This is a genomic window from Chryseobacterium sp., assembly GCF_029240215.1.
Lineage (GTDB): Bacteria > Bacteroidota > Bacteroidia > Flavobacteriales > Weeksellaceae > Chryseobacterium.
In genome coordinates this window covers 1-22,894 of sequence record NZ_JARBTK010000014.1, presented here as the reverse complement: position 1 = coordinate 22,894, position 22,894 = coordinate 1, and the positions used below count along the sequence as shown (strand labels likewise).

Annotated in this window: 24 protein-coding genes; 13 read left to right on the top strand and 11 right to left on the bottom strand. The window is 34.8% G+C overall.

Annotated elements, in window-relative coordinates:
* The first annotated feature begins 82 nt into the window (after window positions 1-82).
* The 4 genes from K0R77_RS17125 (at window position 83) to K0R77_RS17110 (ending at window position 4,051) form a co-directional block, all read left to right on the top strand.
* Window positions 83-754, top strand: a complete 672-nt coding sequence (locus tag K0R77_RS17125; protein ID WP_300355266.1) for a response regulator transcription factor — start codon at window positions 83-85, stop codon at window positions 752-754.
* Window positions 755-892: 138 nt separating this feature from the next.
* Window positions 893-1,183: an HU family DNA-binding protein gene (locus K0R77_RS17120; RefSeq protein WP_034674127.1), complete on the top strand. Its 291-nt coding sequence runs from the start codon at window positions 893-895 to the stop codon at window positions 1,181-1,183.
* 356 nt (window positions 1,184-1,539) lie between these two features.
* Window positions 1,540-3,099, top strand: a complete 1,560-nt coding sequence (locus K0R77_RS17115; protein WP_300355239.1) for a ribonuclease E/G — start codon at window positions 1,540-1,542, stop codon at window positions 3,097-3,099.
* Window positions 3,100-3,403: 304 nt separating this feature from the next.
* Entirely contained in the window at window positions 3,404-4,051 is a 648-nt protein-coding gene (locus K0R77_RS17110) for a response regulator transcription factor (RefSeq protein WP_300355237.1), read from the top strand.
* A gap of 76 nt (window positions 4,052-4,127) precedes the next feature.
* Here the strand turns inward: K0R77_RS17110 and K0R77_RS17105 are convergent, their stop codons facing one another.
* From K0R77_RS17105 to K0R77_RS17080, 6 genes are all read right to left on the bottom strand, one after another.
* Entirely contained in the window at window positions 4,128-5,633 is a 1,506-nt protein-coding gene (locus tag K0R77_RS17105; RefSeq protein ID WP_300355234.1) for a carboxypeptidase-like regulatory domain-containing protein, read from the bottom strand.
* Between the two features lie 5 nt (window positions 5,634-5,638).
* Window positions 5,639-7,006, bottom strand: a complete 1,368-nt coding sequence (locus tag K0R77_RS17100; RefSeq protein WP_300355231.1) for a CsgG/HfaB family protein — start codon at window positions 7,004-7,006, stop codon at window positions 5,639-5,641.
* 25 nt (window positions 7,007-7,031) lie between these two features.
* On the bottom strand, window positions 7,032-7,439 hold the full coding sequence (locus K0R77_RS17095) for a curli assembly protein CsgF (RefSeq protein ID WP_300355229.1): 408 nt from the start codon (window positions 7,437-7,439) through the stop codon (window positions 7,032-7,034).
* A 12-nt stretch (window positions 7,440-7,451) separates the two neighbouring features.
* Window positions 7,452-8,183: a curli-like amyloid fiber formation chaperone CsgH gene (gene csgH / locus K0R77_RS17090; protein WP_300355226.1), complete on the bottom strand. Its 732-nt coding sequence runs from the start codon at window positions 8,181-8,183 to the stop codon at window positions 7,452-7,454.
* Window positions 8,184-8,192: 9 nt separating this feature from the next.
* On the bottom strand, window positions 8,193-8,606 hold the full coding sequence (locus K0R77_RS17085; protein WP_300355223.1) for a hypothetical protein: 414 nt from the start codon (window positions 8,604-8,606) through the stop codon (window positions 8,193-8,195).
* Between the two features lie 305 nt (window positions 8,607-8,911).
* Window positions 8,912-10,426: a hypothetical protein gene (locus K0R77_RS17080; protein WP_300355220.1), complete on the bottom strand. Its 1,515-nt coding sequence runs from the start codon at window positions 10,424-10,426 to the stop codon at window positions 8,912-8,914.
* A gap of 248 nt (window positions 10,427-10,674) precedes the next feature.
* On the opposite strand from K0R77_RS17080, the gene K0R77_RS17075 reads away from it, so the two are divergent.
* From K0R77_RS17075 to murC, 4 genes are read left to right on the top strand one after another with little or no spacing between them, the layout of a single operon-like run.
* Window positions 10,675-11,304: a CoA pyrophosphatase gene (locus K0R77_RS17075; RefSeq protein ID WP_300355217.1), complete on the top strand. Its 630-nt coding sequence runs from the start codon at window positions 10,675-10,677 to the stop codon at window positions 11,302-11,304.
* A gap of 28 nt (window positions 11,305-11,332) precedes the next feature.
* On the top strand, window positions 11,333-12,133 hold the full coding sequence (locus K0R77_RS17070; protein WP_300355214.1) for a 1-acyl-sn-glycerol-3-phosphate acyltransferase: 801 nt from the start codon (window positions 11,333-11,335) through the stop codon (window positions 12,131-12,133).
* A gap of 16 nt (window positions 12,134-12,149) precedes the next feature.
* Entirely contained in the window at window positions 12,150-12,590 is a 441-nt protein-coding gene (locus K0R77_RS17065) for a hypothetical protein (protein WP_300355211.1), read from the top strand.
* A gap of 2 nt (window positions 12,591-12,592) precedes the next feature.
* Window positions 12,593-13,930: a Mur ligase family protein gene (gene murC, locus K0R77_RS17060; RefSeq protein ID WP_300355208.1), complete on the top strand. Its 1,338-nt coding sequence runs from the start codon at window positions 12,593-12,595 to the stop codon at window positions 13,928-13,930.
* A gap of 62 nt (window positions 13,931-13,992) precedes the next feature.
* Here the strand turns inward: murC and K0R77_RS17055 are convergent, their stop codons facing one another.
* From K0R77_RS17055 to K0R77_RS17040, 4 genes are all read right to left on the bottom strand, one after another.
* Window positions 13,993-14,331 (bottom strand): RebB family R body protein, encoded by a 339-nt coding sequence (locus K0R77_RS17055; protein ID WP_300355206.1) that lies wholly within the window; start codon window positions 14,329-14,331, stop codon window positions 13,993-13,995.
* A 107-nt stretch (window positions 14,332-14,438) separates the two neighbouring features.
* Complete coding sequence (locus K0R77_RS17050; RefSeq protein ID WP_300355204.1) at window positions 14,439-15,314, bottom strand: aldo/keto reductase; 876 nt, start codon at window positions 15,312-15,314, stop codon at window positions 14,439-14,441.
* 177 nt (window positions 15,315-15,491) lie between these two features.
* Window positions 15,492-16,415 (bottom strand): LysR family transcriptional regulator, encoded by a 924-nt coding sequence (locus K0R77_RS17045; RefSeq protein ID WP_300355201.1) that lies wholly within the window; start codon window positions 16,413-16,415, stop codon window positions 15,492-15,494.
* Window positions 16,416-16,520: 105 nt separating this feature from the next.
* Window positions 16,521-18,098 carry a Na+/H+ antiporter gene (locus tag K0R77_RS17040; RefSeq protein ID WP_300355198.1) on the bottom strand — a complete coding sequence of 526 codons (1,578 nt, stop codon included), beginning with the start codon at window positions 18,096-18,098 and terminating at the stop codon, window positions 16,521-16,523.
* Window positions 18,099-18,305: 207 nt separating this feature from the next.
* Here K0R77_RS17040 and K0R77_RS17035 point away from each other — a divergent pair, with 207 nt between their 5' ends.
* The 5 genes from K0R77_RS17035 (at window position 18,306) to K0R77_RS17015 (ending at window position 22,003) form a co-directional block, all read left to right on the top strand.
* A complete protein-coding gene (locus tag K0R77_RS17035) occupies window positions 18,306-19,172 on the top strand; it encodes an AraC family transcriptional regulator (protein WP_300355195.1) in 867 nt (288 codons plus the stop codon).
* Between the two features lie 217 nt (window positions 19,173-19,389).
* Window positions 19,390-20,166 (top strand): alpha/beta hydrolase, encoded by a 777-nt coding sequence (locus K0R77_RS17030; protein ID WP_300355192.1) that lies wholly within the window; start codon window positions 19,390-19,392, stop codon window positions 20,164-20,166.
* A 184-nt stretch (window positions 20,167-20,350) separates the two neighbouring features.
* On the top strand, window positions 20,351-20,965 hold the full coding sequence (locus K0R77_RS17025; RefSeq protein ID WP_300355189.1) for an NAD(P)H-dependent oxidoreductase: 615 nt from the start codon (window positions 20,351-20,353) through the stop codon (window positions 20,963-20,965).
* Window positions 20,965-21,252 carry a putative quinol monooxygenase gene (locus K0R77_RS17020; protein ID WP_300355186.1) on the top strand — a complete coding sequence of 96 codons (288 nt, stop codon included), beginning with the start codon at window positions 20,965-20,967 and terminating at the stop codon, window positions 21,250-21,252. Before K0R77_RS17025 ends, K0R77_RS17020 begins: the two co-directional genes overlap by 1 nt.
* Window positions 21,253-21,331: 79 nt before the next feature.
* The gene (locus tag K0R77_RS17015) at window positions 21,332-22,003 is read left to right on the top strand and encodes a type 1 glutamine amidotransferase domain-containing protein (protein WP_300355184.1); all 672 of its coding nucleotides are present in this window, start codon (window positions 21,332-21,334) and stop codon (window positions 22,001-22,003) included.
* A gap of 284 nt (window positions 22,004-22,287) precedes the next feature.
* Here K0R77_RS17015 and K0R77_RS17010 read toward each other — a convergent pair.
* Window positions 22,288-22,894: hypothetical protein (locus K0R77_RS17010; RefSeq protein ID WP_300355181.1), on the bottom strand; the 607-nt coding region annotated here is incomplete at its 5' end.

Sequence of the window (22,894 nt, the reverse complement as noted above, 5' to 3'; positions counted from 1 at the left end):
AAGTTTAATTTTGAAATCCGAAAGATTTTCATACTTTAGTGAACCAAATTTTATTTTATTTATACCAAATCACAGTAGTAAAATGACTAAAATACTGACCAATACGGTTCGGTTTTCTATAGCAGACAGCGATTTTTATTTTAAAAAAATAATGATAAAGATGCTGCTGGAAAACCCTTTCAATATGCTTCTCAATGATTGTAACAACGGTCATGAGCTCATCAACAGAATTTACAGAAAACAGGAAGATGTTTTTATTGTAGAACTCTTTATGCCTGTACTGAGCGGTTTGGAAGCCATCAAATTTATCCGGAAAAACAACCAGGAAACCCCTATCATTACCTATTCCGGGACGTATCAGGAAGATATGGCCGAAATTTTAGAAAAAATACCAAATATTTATTATTGCCAAAAAAACAGCAATATTATTAAAGATATTATCAAAGGGCAAATTACTTCACAAGATTTTGATTACCAAGCCTATTCCGAAAGCTGGAAACAGCAACCTTTGGCCGTTCAGGAATACATGAACAGGCAGAAAAAAAGCCAGGAAGAGCTCTCACCAACGGAGATCCAACTGATGAAATTCTGTTATGAAGGCTTCAGTAACAAAGAGATAGGTGAAAAACTCAACCTCAGCACAAGAACAATCGACACCTATATCAACAGACTTACAGAAAAGCTGGGTTTAAAAACAAAATTGCATCTCATCCGCTTCTGTGTAGAAAACGGATACTACAATTCGAGTATGTAAATGCTCTTTTTTTGTCATCATACTAGACTAAATATAAAATTGTCAGCCTCTTAAGCAAAATATTTTCTCTACTAATTTGCTTCTATTCATTTTTTTTAACTAAATTTGCACACCTAAAATTTAAAATTAAAAAAGGAAATGACAAAGGCAGAATTGGTAAACACCATCTCAAATAAATTGGGAACAGAAAAGAATGAAACACAGAAAGTTGTAGAAGCTTTTATGCAGGAGATCAGGACTTCTATGTATAATGGAGACAATGTTTACTTAAGAGGTTTTGGTTCTTTCATCGTTAAAACTAGAGCAGCTAAAACGGGAAGAAACATTTCTAAGAACACTGCAATCGAAATCCCTGCACACAATATTCCTGCTTTTAAGCCATCAAAATCTTTTGTGGAGAAAGTAAAAACTAAAGTTGCAGTAAAATAAGAATAACAATTGAATATTAACTAGTTACACAAAAAATTTAACATTATGCCAAGCGGAAAGAAAAGAAAAAGACACAAGGTTGCAACACACAAAAGAAAGAAAAGAAGAAGAGCGAACAGACATAAGAAAAAATAATCTCAACTAGAGATTTTGTAATATAATAATATAGTTGGTGTTTATATTTTTTAATATTCACCAACTATATTTTTTGTTTGTTACCTTAAGATTATAGAAAATTCAGTTTTTAATTTATTAGAATTTTAACAATTTAGCATTATGATTATTAAATTTCAAAAGCATAATGACCTAAAAAAGCTGAATAAACTTTAATCTCAAAAAAATTATCTTATATCAAAATGAAGAAAGAACTTATAATTTCGCACGAAGATGAGCTTACAAAAATTGCTTTGTTGGAAGACGGAAGATTATGTGAACTTCATGAGGAAGAAGACAAAAATGATTTTGTAGTCGGAGATTTGTTCATAGGAAAAGTAAAAAAACTGGCTCCCAATCTGAATGCAGCATTTGTAAACATTGGGTACGATAAAGATGCATTTTTGCATTATCAGGATCTTGGACCGCAGTATCTTACTTATAAAAAATTTTTAAAAGACACGGTTTCTAAGAAACAAAATACCTCAAGTTTAAAAAATTTCGAAATACAATCCGAAATTGATAAAAACGGAATGGTAGATAAAATCATCGCAAAAGATGACGTAATCCTTTTACAAATTACCAAAGAACCTATATCTACAAAAGGACCGAGAATCTCTACACAGATTTCTCTTACGGGACGTTTTTTGGTTTTAATACCATTCGATAACAAAGTTTCTATCTCAAAAAAAATCGGAAGTTCTGAGGAAAAAGTGAGACTAAGAACTTTGATCGACAGTATAAAACCTGAAGGTTTTGGTGTCATCATCAGAACGGTTGCCGAAGGGAAAAAGGTTGCAGATCTTCACAATGATATGAATCAGTTGATTCAAAAATGGGAAAATACTTTTAAGAATATTCAGAAAAATAAAGTCCCGTCGAAAGTATTGAGTGAAGACGATAAAGCTTCGTCTATTTTAAGAGATAACTTCAATCAGGATTTCGTGAATGTATTTTGTGACGACGAACAAATGGTTGAAGAAATGAAAAATTATGTGGAAGTTATAGCTCCGGAACGCAAAAACATCGTTCAGTTTTATGACTCTCATATTCCTCTCCTCGAATATTATAACGTTGAAAAGCAGCTTAAACAAAGCTTCGGGAAACACGTAAATATTCCAAGTTCAAAGGGTGCTTATCTTGTGATAGAACACACAGAGGCACTGCACGTAATCGACGTCAACTCCGGAAACAATATTACAGCCGGAAATTCTGCCAATAAAGAACATGCCCTGCATGTGAATAAAATGGCGGCAACAGAAATAGCAAGACAGCTTCGTCTCAGAGATATGGGTGGTATCATCGTTGTAGATTTTATCGACATGACCAACCCAGATCACAGAAGAGATTTGTTTGAACATCTGAAAACAGAAATGAGCCGTGACAAAGCGCGACACAAGATTCTGCCTCCAAGTAAATTTGGACTGATACAGATCACCCGACAAAGAAACCGTCCGGAAAAACAAATCGACACCAAAGAAGAAAACCCCAACAAAGACGGAGAAATCGTAGCACCGATTGTCATTGTTGAGAAAATGGAAGATACCATCAGAACCATCATGCAAAAAGACAAAGGAAAACTTTATCTGCATGTACATCCTTTCGTAGAAGCTTTCCTTACCAAAGGAATCAAAAGCATACAGATGAAATGGTTTTTGAAATACAAAAAGTGGGTGACCATTATCCCAAGGGATTCTTTTAAATATTTAGAATACAAAATCTATAATTCGAAAAAAGAAGAATTAAGCGGATATTCTAATTAAGACAACACATTAAAACCTTCAGATATTCTGGAGGTTTTTTCTTTATAATAAATCTTAGTAATCATTTTTTTAATTCTCATAAAAAATCTAACATTTTATTTTTTAATCATTTAAAAATAATAAATCCCTACCTGAATTATTTAATCAAATAAAAATCTCGTAAAACTTCACTAATAAAAGGTTTAACACATTTATAATCTGTAATAAAACAACATTAATTTGCGTTTTTCGGTAAAAATTTATGATTTATCACCAAGATTACGCCTGTTTTATCGTATATTTATATACTGAAAACTATAAACAGATGAAACCGAATTTAGCAATTCTTGATGAGCCTCTTCTCTATACAGAAGGTCTTTCTAAATTACTTATACAAAATAAAATTTTTAGTTCCGTAGACGTTTTTAATACTTATGAAAATTTACACAACCACGTTAAAAACAACTCACCAGAATTTTTAATGATCAGTTCAAATATTTTACTATTAAGCGATCTTTACAAATGTTTAGAAACGATTGTTTCGCAAGACAGCAAAGTGAAAATTATTGTAATTGGTAATTCTTATGATGTGATTGTAATAAGAAAATTATTTAATAAAGGCATCAAAAGTTATCTTGATAAAAACAGCAACTATGATGAATTTATAAAATCAGTAAATGCACTGAGCTTAAACGAGATTTATATCTGTGAACATGCAAAAAAGATGATGCTCAATTTCATCAGCAACGAGCAGGAAAAGCAAAGCCCAAACATCAAGGAACCACTTACAAGAAGAGAATTAGAAATTCTTCGATTAATTTGCGACGGTTACAGCAGTAAAGATATCAGCGAAAAACTCTTCATCAGTATTAATACTGTAGAAACACATAGAAAGAGGATTCTTATGAAACTCAACGTAAAAAATTCTGTTGGCGTTGTAAAATATGCAATGGAAAACAATATGTTCAGCTAAAAAGTTTTTCTTAAAACAAAAAAAATCAAAATCTATTTAAAGGTTTTGATTTTTTTTGCAATAAACATTAATAATCCTATTCGAAATCCGGCATTTCCCCGTCTGAAAACAGTAATGCTCTTGAAAAGTCTACTCCTGTATTATTAAGGTCTATCGTCAGAATATTTTTCTGAGAAATATTATCATTACTAGTGTTCATAATGATAATCTGCGAATTGTTTGGCGAAAATCTGGGATCAAAATCATTGGTTCCGATTGGTTTATCACTTTCCAAAGAAGCGTCAATCATTGTATTATTAACAAGATTATAAATAAATACATGGGAATCAAGCTGTCGGTAATTGGAATCCTGATAACCTGAAATATCATGTGTGTAAAGAAGTTTTTGACCATCGACTGAAAAATTAAGCCCGCCTGTTGCTCCTGTTGCTGCCGAAAAAACATTTTTGAGAACATTCCCCAACATATCAATAATTAAAATTTTAGTATTGTAACCGCTAAAGTCATTGGTCTTAATGGCAATTTTAGTGTTATCATAACTCCAATCCACTTCCGAAATCAGACTTCCGTCCGGCGTTGTGTAGATTAATTGTTGACCCGTTCCATCTTTATTAATTTTATAAAGCTTATCAAAATTTGGATATAGAAATGTGCTTCCGGTAGTATTCCAGGAAAAATCTAACTCATTCTGATTGAAACCCGCTACAGGAATCTGAGTAACTTTAAAAACATTGGAACCATCAGGATTCGCAGTAAAAATATGACTTCCACCTGAATCATTCCTCAAAAATGCAATCAATCCTGCATTGTTATTTTTTCTTGGTCGCCAACTGCTGTTTGATATATTGGTCAACTGAAAGCTGTTTCCCTGACTATCGCTTGACATAATTACAAAATTTCCGTTTTGTTTTCTCACATAGTGATAGCGATTGGCAGGAGTTGTACTTGTAGTAAATTTAAATACAGGACTCAGAACATCAGGATGTATTCCGTCTGAAACAGCGATTTGCCAAAAATAGCTGACTCCAAACTGTAAATTTGATAAAGTATAGGTTTTAACTTTCAAATCATTTACCTGAATAATATTTGTATTTATATTATTTTTTACGGTGAGTTTGTAGGTAAGACTATCTGTTTTATCAGGATCTGTAGCATTCCAGCTCAACTGTACACTTAGTGGTTGGTTTGCCGCATTGTCAATCGGGCTTAAAAGCTGTGGTGCTGTAGGTGGTGAATTTAAAGATTCATCATCCTCCATCTCAAAAACAATAGTCACAACCTGATTTTCAGCCTGAATATTAACTGCCTGAAAATTGGCTACATATCCCGATAATTCGGCCTTTGCAGAGTAATTACCTGCAGGAATAGCTTTAATTTCGAACATTCCGTCTTTATCACTAAAAGTAGTTTGTGTACTTGGCGTGGTAAAAACTTTAGCGTTTGCGATGGGTTCGTTTGTTCCTTTTTTCACTACTCTTCCACGCAAAATACCTGTTTGCGCCTGATCTACTAATTCTTCGCTACAAGATGTAAAGGAAAAAAAAGAAATCAAAAGAATCAATATATTAATATAAGCTTTCATAGTTTTTATTTTTTATTGCCTAAATATAAATTGAGACCCAATCCGAATCTCAAAGCATGATCGGTTCTTTTCCCATTAGCTAAAAGATCCCAATCATCACTGAATCCCAAATCATATTGAGAAGAAATTCTTATTCCCAATTTTTTAAATGCCAGATATTCAAAGCCTCCTCCAAATTGAGATTTATATCTCACAGGTTCAGTAGAAAACATTGCACCTACACCTGCATATATGAATGGGGAAAATTTGTATTTCGGTAATATAAAATATTCTAAATTGAGCTCCGGAGAAATGAACGTACGTCTTAAAATGTTTTCATTTTCAAGTCTGTATGCGGATGCGCTAAGTTCTACATTGAAATTTTTATCAAAAAAATATTTAATTCCTCCTTTCAAACCAAATTGAGGAACGGGATTTACATAATCATTTCTCACCTGGTTGCCTTCAACCTGACCAAATATCGAAAGTTTTGATCTTTCAGCCGTTGGATAGATATTTCCAATCTGCCTGTCTGTATTTTTTTGGGTTTCAAGGTCATAATCATCAACAAGTTTCTGGTAATCTGCAAGATTACCCAATGATTTTCCCCAAATTTTATCTTTAATACCTTCAATAATCAGTGATTTTACAGCTTTTTCTATGGCATCAGTCACAGCAAGCTGAATGGGCTCGTTTTGTGTAAAGCCAACCTCAGCTTCCATTAACCTTTCTGTATCGATATATTTAAAGAAACTTCCGTTGATACTTGTAGACAAAATGGTTTTAGAAACATAAACGGTTTTTAAAATTTCACCATTTAAAGTGGAAACTGCACGAAGATAAATTGTGATTCTATCCTGTCTGTATTGTGACGATGCGCCAATTCCGAAATATCTTGCGCCAATTCCGCCAGTCATTACGTTGCTGTCATAGGAAATGACTCCGCCTTCCAAAAGCATTCCCGCATATAACAACGGTGGTAAAGCCTGGCTGTTCTTATCTACATCTTTTAAATATTCTTGTCGGGTAGATCTTATGATTTGTCTTTCGTTGAGAAGATTGGCTATATTTTCTCTTTCAATCGGTGTAAACCATCTGCTGTCTTCCAAAGCTTTGATGAGAATGGTGGTTGTACCTTGTGGTACTGCAGTGCTCCAGTTAGCTCCGTTTTCGGAAGGTTTATATTGCCCTGTCTGATCACGGAATTTATAAACCCCTACGACCACTTTTTCTTTGGGTAAAGGCAAGTTTCTCAATTCTGTAGTATACGAAGTGATTTCTCCCATCGTAGATACTTCTTTATTAGAAGTAAAACTCATTGCTGTACCGCAAGACTGCAATATATAAGCGAGAAGTATCCAGAAAAAAATTCTGATAGTAGTGAAAAATCTCATGTTTAGTTATTTGTTTTTAGTTTTTTTATTTCGGAACCACAATCTCGGATTGCTCACCGGTGTTGGTATCCAAAATACTGATCATCATTCCCTGAGCTGTATTGGTAATCTGAAGATATAATGAACCAAACATATAGTTGCCTGCCTGTACACCTGTTGTTCCAAACTGATCCTGAAATAATTTTCTCGAAAGCTCACTCAAAACCTGACGGTTCAAACTATCTGTGAAATTGCTTAAGGAACCTGAACTCCCTGTAAGATTACTTCCTTCCTTATTATCAAACTGATTTTGGGCACTTGCAGAGCTTAGTAACCATTGATAATTGAATGTATCACCACCAAACGCAGGATTAATAGGTTTATAGACAAGCTGCTGAGATTTTGCCTGAAAAAATCCTAAAAAAAGGATCGCTGATATTAAAAGGGTCTTCATGGTCATTCGTTTTTAGTAGATGAATTCGTTTTTAATCAGATTTTTTCGGGAATTAAAATCTTTAATGTATCTAAGAGTGAAACTCAACTGTTCTTTCAGATAATCTTCACTGGGATTGGTCATAAAGCTGTAAACAACCTTATCATCAATCTGAATATTGATCTGACCGCTCGTTCCCCGGGCAGGAAGTTCTATAATTGTAATCGCAGAATTGCTTTTGTCCGGAATCTGATTATACTGAATATAAAATAAATCATAGAAATCTTTCCCAACTTTGCTTTTCGTCTCATCAATCGTCAATCCGCTGAGTTCGAAAGCTTCTTCTTTTTCTACAACACTTACTGTTTTTCTAAAAAAATCCTGATTAATTTCTAAACTGTCTTTAGCAATGAGTTTTTGAGTCTGCTCGTCCCGAATGTACAAGAAAGCTTTTAGAGCATCTCCTTTTTCTAAATTCACACTCATTTCTGATAAAGATTTACTTTCATTGGGATTTATTGAAAATTTCCCGCTCTGTTTATTATTGGAAAGATTTCCGCTGGCACCTTTTTTAATAGAAATCAAAAGATAATTCAGCTCTTGGTAAGTAGAAGTATTATTGGTGACCAGTGCTTTAATTTTCAACTGTTTTTCTATAGCATCTTTCTCAATTTTTGCAACAATTTTTTTGTCTTCCTGTCCGTAAATGAAAACAGATAAGAAAACAAAAAGAAAGTTATACAATATGAATTTGAAATTTCGCATAGTCGTCAGTTAATAATTTCGCATAAAAACCGCCATGTTTTCGCCATTGACATTCAGATGCATTTTTTCTGAGATGCCGTTGCTGCCTGTAATGTCTACAATATTATTATTTCCTTGTGTGGTAATTGCTGTTTTGACTTCTTTTGATGAAAACGAATTGTTAAAATAAATACTGTTTTGATCACCAAGCTGCTGCACTATAATATTGGTTTTCGAATTAATCTGCAGATCTGCATTGTTTAAATCTCCTATTTGTACAACTTGTGAAATTGAAGAAGTAAATAATGATGGATCTGTATTTTGCGTGATCATATCAATGGCTGTCTGGCTGTTGATACGATTCCAGTCTATCTGTTGCGATTTTACCAACAATGTTGAGAGAAGCGCAAGTGTGATCAATATTTTCTCAAAGGTTTTCTTCATTTTTATTTTTTTTAAAGGTACTGGAATACCGTGCTCTACAAAACACGTGAAACGGTGACGAAATAAAAATCACGGTTTGCCGTTATTCACTACCGTGTTTCTACTGAAAATTCTTTTAGCCAAAAAAGAGAAACCGAAGTTTCTCTTAATGTATAAAATACGATGAAATTACTACTCTTCTTATTAACAGATTATCGCTTTGGAAGTCTGCTTCACTAGATTTCCGTTAGCTATCTGTTAGCTTTTAATAATGTACTGGAAATTTCACTCACCTATACATTATAATTAAGAGACTGTTCTTACAATTATTGGTTTACTACAATTGAATTTCCACTACCCATCTGGCTTGATGTATGATAGTTTCCGCTAGTCATTTGATTTACAGTAACAACATTACTATTACCGTTTTGTAAAACATCCGATTCATTACTGCTTGCATCAAGAGCAGCTGAACCTTGATTGATATTTGCAGTGTTGCTGTTACCGATTTGATCGCTTTCTGAAATATTGAAACTTCCGTATTGGTTAGAAACTAAAGTGTTGCTACTTCCCATAGATTGCTCTCCGATAGATCTGTTATCACTTCCGTCCTGATACATTTTGACACTATTGCTGTTGGCTGTACTGCTGGAAGTTCCGCTTTGCGTTGAGCTTGCATAGTTATCACTTCCTATCTGATCGATTTCTGCCTTGTTGTAATTATTATTTTGTACAACATAACCTTCGTTATCATTACCATTTTGGTTTGTATCTGATGAGTTATTGTCGCCTGTTTGATCAGTTTCTGCTATATTTCTCAATCCTGTTTGATATTGACCAGCTCCGTTGCTGCTTCCTACCTGATCGATTGATGCATTGTTATTATTACTACTCTGCATCTGCATTGCACCGTTATATGTTCCTCCGGATTGGTTTACAGAACCTATGTTGCCATTGCCTGTCTGAGATTGCACCAACCAAGAAGAACCTCCTGATTGCGATGAAGTAGCACGGTTTAAATTACCATTTTGTGTTTGTCCTGAAGTATGATCATTTCCTGATTGTACAGAAGTTGCACGGTTTAGGTTTCCATCTTGGTTCTGGGTTGCTGTCTGGTGGATTCCTGTCTGTGTATTAGAAGCAGTATTTAAATTTCCTTCCTGATTCTGAATAGCAGTATGTCTAGGTCCTGTTTGGCTTGACGAAGCATTATTTGCGTTTCCATCCTGATTTTGATCTAAAACACTTAGATATCCGACCTGAGTTGCTGTAGCAACATTCAAATTACCATCCTGAATCTGACTGATGTCATTAGCTGTACTGTATACTCCAGCGGGACGAGTATACCCTGCCTGACTCTGAGAAGCTGTAGCCGTGTTAAAGGTACCATCTTGATTTTGAACAATATTAGATCTTACATCTCCTCCACCTTGTGTAGAAGTAGCTGTATTGAAACTACCGTCCTGGGTTTGGTTGATCTTAGATCCATACGAAAATTGCTGTGTCGCAGTTGCACGGTTTCTCAAACCGTCCTGATCCTGAACCACCTCAACTCCACCTGCCGAAAAACCTTGACCTTGTGATACGTTAGCCACGTTTAAAGTTCCGCTTTGAGTAGTTTCTGCTTTATTACGAGCACTGTTGCTTCTTTGATATACATTTACTGCATTTGCTGTACCTGTCTGAGTAGAAACGTTTTCGTTACCATAAGACTGAAGTCCTACTTGTGTAACTGCAGCAGTATTATTATTTCCGCTTTGGGTCACACTATTATCACTGTTTTGAGCATAAGTGAAGCCTGCTGATAAAACAACGAATGCTCCTGTTACTAATTTTTTCATGGTAAAAATTTTATTGATTAATGGTACAAATGTAGAACTCTCATTAACCTTAAAAACCATCAAAAAAGGGTAATTTTCAAATATCACCATATACAGTTTAAATCGTAACTGTTTCTGGTATTACGGTATCATCAGGATCAGTTACTTATATCATACGTATAAATACGGTAGAAAATATGTAGAAAAATTATATTTAATTAACATCAGCATCACTTCCGTTTTATAAGATATATTAGTAATTTTGAGATATGGAAAGTTTTGGAAAAGATCTATTACAGAAAATCAAAAAAGCCCAGCTTGCGGGTGCCAATGCTCATGGAGTTTTCTCACCGCCTTACCGTGCAGTTTTCACACACGAGCAGATTTTAGAAAAAAATCCAAAATTCGCAGCCGTAAATATTGTTTTATACCTGAGAGACAACGAATGGTTTTTCCCGCTCATTCAACGTACAGAAAACGAGCGTGACAGACACAGTGGACAAATATCTTTACCCGGAGGAAAACGCGAAGAATTTGACAGAGATTTTGCCGAAACCGCAATTCGTGAAACTTCTGAAGAAATAGGACTAGAAAAAACTTACGTGAGAATTATTCGTGAGATGTCTCCAATCTACATTCCGCCGAGTAATTTTTATGTTTATCCTTACATTTCTTATTCAAAAAGAAATCCTAAATTTATTTTGCAGGAAAGTGAGGCTGTAGAGGTTATTGAATTTCCTATTACATCATTTCTCAATCTTCCCGATTTACCTGAAATAATGGCATTACCTGGTGCTGGAGGAAAAGAAGTTCCTGTCATCAATTTCAACGGATATATCATTTGGGGAGCAACAGCAATGATACTCAGCGAATTCAGTCAGTTGATTAAAAAAATGTAACTTTGCAGATATTATGTTTAATTAAAAAATGGCGAAAAAGAACATTTTCACCGATTCATTCGGTACTCCATATTTTTTAAAAAGGCTTATCATCTTCATTTTGGGGATCGTTTCCTACAGAAGATTCAATGGTTTTAATAAGCTGAAAATTACCGGAACGGAACATTTGGTGGATCTTCCGGATTCTAATGTACTTTTTGTATCCAATCATCAGACTTATTTTGCCGATGTTGCAGCCATGTATCACGCATTTTGCGCTGTAAACAACGGTTATTTAAATACAATCAAAAACCCAATTTATCTTCTCAATCCTAAAATTGATTTTTACTATGTTGCTGCAGAAGAAACTATGAATAAAGGGATTCTTCCTAAAATCTTCAAAATTGCAGGTGCGGTAACCGTAAAAAGGACATGGAGAGCCGAAGGTAAAAATGTGAACCGACTTGTAGATCTAAGTGAGATTGATAATATCATGAAAGCTTTAGACAATGGCTGGGTAGCTACTTTTCCGCAGGGAACAACCGCTGCTTTTGCACAAGGGAGAAAAGGTACGGCAAAACTGATTAAAAATCAGCGCCCCATTGTCATTCCTATTAAAATAAACGGGTTCAGAAGAGCGTTTGATAAAAAAGGACTTCGTGTAAAAGTAACCGGAGTAAAACCTACAATGGAATTTAAAAAACCTTTAGACATCGACTACGATCATGAAAATGCGCAACAGATTCTTCTAAAAATCATGACTGCCATTGAACAAACTGAAGACTTCAATGTTTTGCACACTTATGACGAAGAAATAAAAGCAAAAAAATCTGAACAACCCAATTCATAAAAAATTTAAAGTCATTATGAAAAATTTAATAGCAATATTATTTGCCATCATGATTACTATTTCATGTAACAGTCAGAAAATGTACTCAGATTTTGACATCAGCTATTCAAAAAGCGGTGGTTATGCGCCAATCTACGAAAACCTTTTGATCAAAGGAAATGATGCACATTATTCTTATGAAGGACAGGGTAAGAAAAACAAAACAAGTTTTAAAATTACTGATGACGAAATTAAGAATTTGAACCAAATCCTTACTCAGAATAACTTCAGACACATTGCAGAAGATCATAAAAAAATATACGACCGTATTGCAGTTTCCATCAATGTAAAAAATGGTGAAAACAGTGCCAATAAAACCGATGCAAGCATGATTATGCCTCAGTATAAGAAAAACTGGGATCAAGTTGTCGATGCTTTCCAACAAATCATCAGTAAAAACGTAAAAAATACTCAATAAATTTGAAAACCCATTTCATTGCAATCGGCGGAAGCGCCATGCATAATCTTGCAATTGCGTTAAAAGACAAAGGATATCAGGTGACAGGTTCGGATGATGCTATTTTCGAGCCATCTAAATCAAGACTGGAAAAGAAGGGAATTTTACCCGAAGAAATGGGTTGGTTTCCTGAAAAAATCAGTTCCGATATTGATGCCGTAATCCTTGGAATGCATGCTCATCAGGACAATCCTGAACTGGCAAAAGCAAAGGAATTAGGTTTAAAAATATATTCTTATCCTGAATTTCTTTACGAACAGTCTAAAAATAAAACCAGAGTAGTCATCGCAGGTTCTCACGGGAAAACTACAATTACTTCGATGATTCTTCATGTCTTGAATTTTCATCAAAAAGATGTTGATTACATGGTTGGAGCACAACTTGAAGGTTTCGACTGTATGGTAAAGCTTACAGAAGACAATGACTTTATGGTGTTGGAAGGTGACGAATACCTATCCTCTCCTATCGATCTGCGTTCAAAATTTTTACTGTATCAGCCGAATATCGCTTTGATGAGCGGAATTGCGTGGGATCATATCAATGTTTTCAAAACATTTGATGATTATATCGAACAGTTCAGAAAATTCGTGGCAAGTATTACTCCGGGTGGCGTTTTAGTCTATAACGAAGAAGACGCAGAGGTTGTAAAAGTAGTGGAAGCAGCGGAAAATTATTTTAGAAAAATACCTTACAAAACTCCTGAATACGAAATCATTAACGGAAAAGTTCATTTAAAAACAGAAATGGGCGATGTTCCGCTTTCGGTTTTTGGAGCGCACAATTTGTTAAATCTTGAAGGAGCACGACATATTTGCCATACATTAGGAATTATGGATGAAGATTTCTATGAAGCCATCATGAGCTTCAAAGGAGCTTCAAAACGTCTTGAAAAAGTAGAAAGAGAAGATAAAGGAATTCTTTACAAAGATTTTGCACACGCTCCGAGCAAAGTAAAAGCTGCTGTAAAAGCTTTTTGCGAACAATTTAAAAACGAAAAAAAATACGGTTTTCTTGAGCTTCACACGTATTCAAGTTTAAATCCAGTATTTTTGGAACAATACGATCACGCAATGGACGGCCTGCATGAAGCGATTATTTTTTATTCTGAAGATGCCTTAAAAATCAAAAGAATGAAACCCATTTCTCCTGATCTGATCAAAGAAATGTTTAAAAATGAAAATTTAAAAGTCTTTACCAATGCTCAAGAACTTCATGCATATTGGGAAACTTTAGATAAAACTAATGGCGTTTTTCTGATGATGAGTTCGGGTAATTTTGGCGGTTTAGATTTAACGAAATAAATTAACTTTCTATAAAATAAAACTCCTTTCGATTGGAAAGGAGTTTTTATTTGTTTATTTTTTTAATCATCGGATTGATTGTTGTCCTTTTCATACGATGGCTGAAATCTGAAGTTGTACTTAGGTGCCCCAGCAGCAGCTATAGTCGGGATGCTATAAATATGAATTATACCTTGGTTATTTGCGGCTTGATCCAAAATATTCTGATTATTTTGATTATTTACAGAATTCTGAAACATTATGCCCGTAGAATGGCCTGCATTCAGATAAATCTGGCTGTATGGGAATGCAGGATGTTCAACTACATTTATAATATTAGATTGTTGTGCTGCGTCTGTAATCTGGTCATTTACAGATTCCGGTAAAGCGTTTTCCGTCGATTTTTTTTCTTTTTTTGACATGATATTAATTTTTATGGTTTGGAAAGTAAAGTTAAAAATATTTTTAAATCAAATCACAAAAAGGAGCAATAAACTACTGCTCTTTAATCATTTATGAAATTTTAAAATTAAATATCTGCCACAGCATTCAACATCTTCTGTTCCCATTCCGGATTTTTCGGATCGAAAAACAATCTTTTTCCGGTATCTAAAGAACGGACCACATTCATTTCATCCTCTGATAATTCAAAATCAAAAACATTGAAATTTTCTTCAATCCTCGAAGGCGTCACCGATTTCGGAATCACACAGAAACCTTCCTGCAAATGCCATCTTAAAATAACCTGAGCCACTGTTTTGTTATATTTTGATGCAATATTTTTTAATTCAGAATTATCCAACAAACCTGCGTTTCCATTTCCAAGAGGGCTCCAAGGTTGGGTAACAATATTATTTTCTCTGTTATATACCTGAAGCTCTTTTTGTTGAAATAAAGGATGTAGTTCAATTTGATTAATCACAGGAAGCACGCTTGAATTTGCCTTTAATTCTTCCAGTTTTTCAACTGTAAAATTACAAACGCCAATTGCCTTGATTTTTCCTTCATGATAAAGCTCTTCCATCGCTTTCCAGGCACCCAAAAAATCTGCATAAGGCCAGTGAATAAGATACATATCCAGATAATCCAACTGTAATCTGTCCAAAGTTCTCTGAAAAGCACTTTTGGCTTTGTCATATGAAGTATCCTGAACCCATAATTTTGAAGTTACAAACAAGTCTTCTCTGTCTATTCCACTGTTTTTCACAGCATTTCCAACTGCAGTTTCATTTTGATAAATCGAAGCTGTATCGATCATTCTGTAACCGGTTTGGATCGCTTTGATAACAGCATTTTCGCATTCCTGCATATTTTCCATCTGCCAAACTCCGAAACCTAAAGCCGGAATATCAACTCCGTTATTTAATGTGATAACAGGTTGCCCTGTATATTTTTTTTGTTGCATATATTTTGTTTTTAGTTAGTCAAACAAATTTCCGATAAAATTGTGAAACTTTCGGTTACCAGTTTTACACAAATTTAAAGTTAAGATATATTTAGACTTATTATATTATGAACTACCCCATCTTTTTGCTTTGCAAAATCACCCCTTTCAAAGAAGGGCAATTGAAATATCTTAATACTAATTTCTAGCTTCTAATTTCTCATTCTTGCTCATCATTTTTCTGAATAATCCTTTGATATGGGCAATTTCGTCATGATAATTCGTTTTCTTTCTGCACCCGAAATACAGGGTATTTTCAAGTTTTTGATTTCCTTCCCAAATTAATTTCACCTCACCGCTTTCAATTTCGTTTTTACATAAAAAATCAGGGACAACAGCCAACCCAATTCCACCTTTCAGACAACGGATGATTGAATTTAAATTTGGAACAATATAATTCGGACGGAAATTCGGTTTATGCCCGAAATTTAAAATCCAGAACTGAAAAAGATGTTCCATGTCGCCAGTTGTGCCATACCATTTCTCCTGTTTCAGCCATTCCTCAATTTTTTGAGCATCTTTTGTTTTTAAAACTTTATTAAAACTTTCCGTATCAACATCTTTTCCACCAACCAAAATAATCTGTTCGGAAGAAAAAGCTTCATGTAGAATATTAGGTGAAACTCCTTTTTTGGGAGTAATAATTAAATCTAAAATTCCCTTATCCAATTGATCCAGCATTTCGGGATAATCTCCAAAACTGATAATCAGATTAAACGGTAACGTAGAAACATACTGCTCCAAAGTCGTCTGAAAAGTTTCGAAACACATTCCCACACTGATGGTCGGGGTATGTTTTTCTGTAGATTTTTGAAAATTTTTCTCTACATCTTCCAATTTTGTGAGGGGTTCCGAAATGGCATTGAATAAGACTTTTCCACGTTCTGTCGGAACCATTTTCCGCCCCGTTCTGTCGAATAATTTGTATCCGACATATGCTTCCAAAGAACCCAAATGCAGACTCACTCCGGGCTGTGAAATAAATAAAGTTTCTGCGGCCCCGGTTAAGGTTCCTGTTTTATAAATTGCTTTAAAAGTTCGGTACCATTCTAAATTCACCATGATTAATTATCAATATTCTGATACAAAATTAATAATTAATTACAATAATAATATTTAAAAAACTATGACAATTTTTATTTGATCGAATTCCGGATTTTTAAGCTCTTAGCTTTTCATATTCAATCTTTCCTCCTGAAGATCAAGTAAACGAAGATGTTTTCTAATGATTTCTTCATCTAACAAAAGTTCTTCGCGGTTTTTCTGGATAAGCCAGCTTCTTTGGGTTTCGAGAATATCGATATAAATATTTCGGTATTCAGCGTAATTAATAATGATTTCAGAACTGCTCAATTGGTTTTCATATTTTTGTAATTGATCTTTCAACGCCGGGAAACTTTCTATTTTTTCAGCATAATCGTTGCGAATTTTATCAACCGCAACTTGCGCAAGGCTGTTCTGAATTTCGTAATCTATTTCCTTTTCGCTTCTCACAAAATCCCGGTCGATCGGTGGGAATTTCTTTAATAAAAAAGGAAGTGTAAGCCCCTGAACAAGCAATGTTGAAAGGATTACAACAAATGTGATAAAAAGAATCAGATTTCTTTGTGGGAAAGGAGTTCCGTCATCTAAAGTCAAGGGAATTGAAAGTGCTGCCGCCAAAGAAACCACGCCTCTCATTCCGGTCCAACCAATGATCATGGGAGTCTGCCAACCGGGAGATTGTGCATCTGCAACTGTAATAAAATTTCTCATAATTAAAGTCGTGATCACCGCTGCATAGCCTGCGAAAATTCTTACAATAATCAGAACTGCAGTAACCGCAATTCCATAACCGATTGCAGTATAAATATCAGTATCACCCAAGCCGGAAATAATTTCGGGCAAATCTAAACCGATGAGCATGAAAACAATCCCATTGAGCAAAAAACAAAGACTTTCCCAAACCGTTACAGTACGTATCCTGGATGCACTGCTCAAAAAATCGTGACTGCGATAAGAAAGAAATAACCCACCACTTACCACCGCCAGAATTCCGGAAGCATGAAGTTGCTCTGCTGCCAGATACATTGCGAAAGGCGCAATAAAAGTCAGCAAAATATCTGTATTTGAATCGGTGGGCAAAATTTTGTGCATTTTCATAAAAATATATGCGATTACAAGTCCGATTCCTACACCGCCAATACACATCCACACAAAACTCCCCGCTGCTTCGTGCCATACAAATTGCCCGGTTGCTGCAGCAATCATCGCGAACCTGAAAATGATTAAAGAAGAAGCGTCATTCAGTAAACTTTCGCCTTCGAGAATTGAGGCCAGTCTTTTCGGAACTCTTACAAATTTCAAAATCGCTCCAGCGCTTACTGCATCGGGTGGAGAAACAATTCCGCCCAATAAAAAACCCAGGGCCAAAGAAAATCCGGGAATAAAATAATTAGCGAAAACAGCAACCGATAATGCGGTGAAAAATACGACTACGAAAGCAAAACTGAAAATAATCCTACGCCATCGCCAAAGCTCTTTCCACGACGTTGACCAGGCTGCTTCATACAGCAATGGTGGTAAAAAAATGATAAATATTAATTCGGGTTCTATTTTAATGGGTGGTACACCTGGAATAAAACTTATTAACAGCCCTGCCAACACAAGCAAAACAGGATATGCAACCTGAATTTTTTTCGCCAGCATAATGAGCATTGTGATGAGGAGAACCAAAAAAAGATAAAATTCGAAATTCTCTAACATATATAAATTTTAGGTATCTAAATATATAGTAAATTTTTAAAAATATTTAGTGCCTGTGTAAATTTAAACGGGCTCTAATACTTGAAATAATTTATATGAATCAACCAATATATTTTTATTTGTATAAATTTGTTTAAGAGATTATAGTTTTTTAAACGTTTTAAACAGTTTTACAATTAATTAACTGCACCTTATATTCAGATAACCATGAAATTCATCAGTAATTACGAGTACAATCATAAAATGTTCGGCTATCTTATCATCGACAAAACCTCGATTGATGAGATCACTACTGACGAATACAATGATTATATAAGAATATTTTTCTTTCCGAAATCCTGCCACATCACCATAGATTTTGATGAATATATTACTGAAGGTCCGGCATTATTTTTTGTAGGTAACCATCAAAAAGTAAAAATTAATAATGCCAAACTGCAGGAAGTGCATTTCATTTATTACAACAGAGATTTTTACTGCATTCAGATCCATGATGCGGAAGTAGCTTGTGACGGTATACTTTTCAATAATATTTACAATCTTCCTCAGACGAAACTTTCAGATGAAGAATGTCTTTATACGGAAAATTTATACCTTCATATTAAAAATGAGCTTGTAGCTAAAGAATCTTCCCAGGAAGAAATGATACGAACCTACCTTAAACAGCTTATTATAAGAGCTACCCGTGCCTGGAAAAAACAACAATTGGGACAACTTAACGACGAACCTCCAAGAGAAATGGAGTTTTTCAGAGATTTTAGCCGTCTGGTCGAGATCCACTTCCGTAAAAAACATGGTGTCGCCGATTATGCTGATCTTTTAAATATGGCCCCTAAAACACTTTCAACGAAATTCAACCGGCTTAATTTAGCTTCTCCCAACGACATTATAAAAGACCGGATTGTGCTTGAAGCCAAGCGCCTCTTATGTTATTCAAAGTATACAATTAAAGAAATTGCCTACAATTTGGGATATGATGATCCTGCCTATTTCAACAGATTATTTACTAATAAAACCGGACTGACTCCTGCCGTTTTCAAGAAAAATAACCAACAAGAGAAAAAAGTACAATAAATATCAACTTTTCACTCTTTTTTCAGCAGTACCACTACCCTACCTTTGTCATGTAAATAATTCCAGATACGGAAGCATGGTAAAGTAAATTTGGTAATGAGCCTGTTTATCTTTCCGGATTAGTGAGACAGTAAAATCTTTATATTAAAACTGCCGATGTATTAAATGGAAATTGTTTATTCATATTTAGAAATTATTAATCTTAAATTTATATACAATGAAAAAAACATCAATTTTAAAATCGTTCGGATCAATTTTATCCATTTTCTTTATGTTGTTAGGCGGAATCTCCGTATCTGCTCAATCTCCAATGATTAAAAATGTGGTTCTGGTACATGGCGCTTTTGTGGACGGGTCGGGATATAGAGGCGTCTATGACATTTTGAGCAAAAAAGGCTATAATGTTACTGTTGTACAAAATCCGCTGAGCTCACTGGAAGATGATGTAGAAGCAACCAAAGCAGCTCTCGACAGACAGGACGGACCTGCCATTCTTGTGGGTCATTCTTATGGCGGAAGCGTTATAACAGAAGTCGGAGACCATCCTAAAGTAGCAGCCTTGGTATATCTTGCAGCATTCCAGCTGGATGAAGGCGAGTCGGCTCTTGACTGGGCAAAAACGGAACCAGGATCTCCTAAGAATGGTATTTTACCTGCAGACGAAAAAGGAATTCTTTATTATGACAAAGAAAAATTCCATGACGGATTTGCGGCAGATGTTCCCAAAGCACAAACCGATTTTATGTATGCTTCACAAGGACGTTTTGCCGCTGCAGCATTAGCTGCCAAAGTAACCAAAGCTCCCTGGAAAACAAAACCTTCATACGGAATTGTAGCCACTCAGGATGAAGCCATTCTGCCTTCTATCCAAAGAAAAATGTATAAAAAAGGAAATGCGAAAATCACAGAAATAAAAGGAAGTCATGCTGTATTTATTTCTCATCCTCAGGAGGTTGCAGATGTTATTATCAGAGCTTCAAAAGAAATTAAGTAATTCCTTAAAAAAATCAATAAACAAAGGCTGTTTCACTAAATGTGGAGCAGCTTTTTATTTTTTCAAATTAATTAGAGCTAATTGATGTATTATAATTCTGATACAATTATATAATTTATATTATTTTTATTATGTTAAAATCGAACATAACTTTGCAGAGTAAAATTTAAACAATCATACAACAATGAAAAAAGTATTAATCATCAACGGTGGACAAAACTTCGGACATTCAGGAGGAAAATATAATAAAACCATTGCAGACAGCACTCTGGAAGTTTTAAAAGACTTTGAAAATATAGACGTAAAAATCACAAATGTTGGGGAAGGTTACGATAAAAATGAAGAGGTTCAGAAATTCGTTTGGGCAGATTACATTATTTACCACACTCCAATCTGGTGGTTCCAGCTACCGAACGGTTTAAAAAAATATATTGACGAAGTTTTCACGGCAGGTCACGCCAAAGGAATTTATATGAATGACGGAAGAACTTCCGACAATCCAAAAATCAATTACGGAACTGGCGGAATGCTTGGCGGAAGAAAATATATGGTTACCACAAGCTGGAATGCTCCGGAAACAGCCTTTACGCTTCCGGGAGAATTTTTCAATGAAACAAGTGTCGATAACGGACCATTATTTGGATTTCATAGAATGAACGCCTTTGTTTCGTTAGAAAAAATGGAAAGTTTTCACTTCCACGATGTAGAGAAAAATGCCCATGTAGAGCGCGATATGAAAATCTACAAAGAACATTTAAAAAACGTTTTCGAAAAAGAATTAAAACCACAATTAGTCTAATGAAAATTTATTTAACCGCAATTATCAAAGCCAAAGAAGAGCAAAGAACCGAAGTGTTGGAAGTTCTTCAAAATATGGTGAAAGAAACAATAAAAGAGGAAGCCAACGAGCTGTACACGCTTCATCAGGGAATTGAAGATAAAAATCAGTTTGTTTTCTACGAAATCTGGAAAAGCGAAGAAGGTTTAGCGCAACACAATCAGCAGCCTTACATTCAGGCTTTCGGAGCTTTGGTTGATGAAAAGTTGCAGGAAAAGCCACAGATTTATTTAACAAATATTATTTAATATGAAAAAATTAGCATTATTAATTCTCTCCATTTTCGCAATAGGATTTTTTCAGGCACAAACCAAAAAATCAAAGAATATGAAAAAGAAAATTTTATTTGTCGTTACCAGTCATGACAAAAAAGGTGATACAGGTGAAGAAACAGGATATTATCTTGGAGAAGTTTCGCATCCTTGGGAAGTTCTGCACAAAGCAGGTTATGAAATTGATTTTGTAAGTCCGAAAGGCGGAACTCCTCCGGTTGATGGTTTTGATTTGAAAGATCCGGTAAATAAAGAATTTTGGGAAAACAAAGAATACAAAAATAAAATTGATCATTCTTTAAAGCCTTCGCAGGTAAATCCGGATGAGTATTCTACCATTTTTTATGCAGGAGGTCACGGTGCGATGTGGGATTTTGCAGATAACACAGAATTATCTGCCATTGCTTCAAAAATTTACGAAAACGGAGGCATTGTTGCAGCAGTTTGTCACGGACCTGCAGGTTTGGTGAATATTAAACTGAACAACGGAAAGTATTTAGTAGACGGTAAAAAAATCAATGCTTTTACCAATGAAGAAGAATCTGAAGTAAAATTGACAAATGTTGTTCCTTTCCTTTTGGAAGATCAATTAAAAGAAAGAGGCGCAAAATTTGAAAAATCAGGACTTTGGCAAAATCATGTTGTGACAGACAAAAGAGTGATCACAGGACAAAATCCTCAGTCTGCAAAAAGTGTGGGCGAAGCTATTTTAAAGGAATTAAAATAAGTAATCTCTTAAATTTAAAGCATTTTTAAATTTGTATTAAAAAACCGGAAAATTTGAACGTTCCGGTTTTTTCATGACTGAGCCTTTCGTTACGGATCACGCTACATTTAATAATCACTTATCAGCAGTATGTTTGTCATTCCGCAGGAATCTAAACAGTCTTTGTAGAGATTCCTACGGAAATCAAAGATTCGACGAAGTCAATGACAAACACTCTTGTTAAAAGCCAAAAAAAACTTGTCAAGGGTTTAAAACTTTGACAAGTCTGAATAAATGCTTATTATTTAATGAACAATTTTCAAAACATCACCTGTGCGATATAAACTGCCAACGGGAAGACCAGCGGCTGTAGCATCTGCATTATCTATATAATCACGAACCCCTTCTATAATTGCCGGAGTGAGCTCGGTAGAGCCTGGTATTACGTGTAACTTCGCTTGAGGGTCAAATCCGTTACCAATACCGCCTATTCCTAAGTTTCCTTTTTCCGATAATTCCATTTTTACTGAACCTGAAGTTGTAAAACGGATCTGTGATAAATTATTGGTTCCATCACCCTTGTATCTAAACAAAAAACCTGTTCCCTGTCCTGCAAAATTACCATTAAATTGAGGCTGAGCCCAAATGGTACCTATGTAATCATTATTCTGCAAATTAGCCGTTGTACTTTTAGTTCCTCTAGCTCTTTTAATAAAAAATGAAGGAGAATCAGAATTTGAATAAGTGACCAAATTAACATCATCATAAGTATCACCAGCAGAGTTATTTTCTATTACTAAAGCACTCTGTGGAGCATTAGTCCCAATTCCCACATTACCATTGTTTAAAACTACAACGGCATTTTTTGTAGTACCAGAGACTCCGTTACCTACAATAAACAATGAATTATCT

Coding starts and splice junctions, on each gene's coding strand:
- K0R77_RS17045 (WP_300355201.1), bottom strand. CDS start 16,415: ATGGTGAATTTAGAATGGTACCGAACTTTTAAAGCAATTTATAAAACA.
- K0R77_RS17055 (WP_300355206.1), bottom strand. CDS start 14,331: ATGTCAAAAAAAGAAAAAAAATCGACGGAAAACGCTTTACCGGAATCT.
- K0R77_RS17065 (WP_300355211.1), top strand. CDS start 12,150: ATGAAAAATTTAATAGCAATATTATTTGCCATCATGATTACTATTTCA.
- K0R77_RS17085 (WP_300355223.1), bottom strand. CDS start 8,606: ATGAAGAAAACCTTTGAGAAAATATTGATCACACTTGCGCTTCTCTCA.
- K0R77_RS17105 (WP_300355234.1), bottom strand. CDS start 5,633: ATGAAAGCTTATATTAATATATTGATTCTTTTGATTTCTTTTTTTTCC.
- K0R77_RS17040 (WP_300355198.1), bottom strand. CDS start 18,098: ATGTTAGAGAATTTCGAATTTTATCTTTTTTTGGTTCTCCTCATCACA.
- K0R77_RS17050 (WP_300355204.1), bottom strand. CDS start 15,314: ATGCAACAAAAAAAATATACAGGGCAACCTGTTATCACATTAAATAAC.
- K0R77_RS17100 (WP_300355231.1), bottom strand. CDS start 7,006: ATGAGATTTTTCACTACTATCAGAATTTTTTTCTGGATACTTCTCGCT.
- K0R77_RS17070 (WP_300355214.1), top strand. CDS start 11,333: ATGGCGAAAAAGAACATTTTCACCGATTCATTCGGTACTCCATATTTT.
- K0R77_RS17020 (WP_300355186.1), top strand. CDS start 20,965: ATGAAAATTTATTTAACCGCAATTATCAAAGCCAAAGAAGAGCAAAGA.
- csgH (WP_300355226.1), bottom strand. CDS start 8,183: ATGCGAAATTTCAAATTCATATTGTATAACTTTCTTTTTGTTTTCTTA.
- K0R77_RS17030 (WP_300355192.1), top strand. CDS start 19,390: ATGAAAAAAACATCAATTTTAAAATCGTTCGGATCAATTTTATCCATT.
- K0R77_RS17110 (WP_300355237.1), top strand. CDS start 3,404: ATGAAACCGAATTTAGCAATTCTTGATGAGCCTCTTCTCTATACAGAA.
- K0R77_RS17125 (WP_300355266.1), top strand. CDS start 83: ATGACTAAAATACTGACCAATACGGTTCGGTTTTCTATAGCAGACAGC.
- K0R77_RS17035 (WP_300355195.1), top strand. CDS start 18,306: ATGAAATTCATCAGTAATTACGAGTACAATCATAAAATGTTCGGCTAT.
- K0R77_RS17095 (WP_300355229.1), bottom strand. CDS start 7,439: ATGAAGACCCTTTTAATATCAGCGATCCTTTTTTTAGGATTTTTTCAG.
- K0R77_RS17015 (WP_300355184.1), top strand. CDS start 21,332: ATGAAAAAGAAAATTTTATTTGTCGTTACCAGTCATGACAAAAAAGGT.
- K0R77_RS17120 (WP_034674127.1), top strand. CDS start 893: ATGACAAAGGCAGAATTGGTAAACACCATCTCAAATAAATTGGGAACA.
- K0R77_RS17080 (WP_300355220.1), bottom strand. CDS start 10,426: ATGAAAAAATTAGTAACAGGAGCATTCGTTGTTTTATCAGCAGGCTTC.
- K0R77_RS17025 (WP_300355189.1), top strand. CDS start 20,351: ATGAAAAAAGTATTAATCATCAACGGTGGACAAAACTTCGGACATTCA.
- K0R77_RS17115 (WP_300355239.1), top strand. CDS start 1,540: ATGAAGAAAGAACTTATAATTTCGCACGAAGATGAGCTTACAAAAATT.
- K0R77_RS17075 (WP_300355217.1), top strand. CDS start 10,675: ATGGAAAGTTTTGGAAAAGATCTATTACAGAAAATCAAAAAAGCCCAG.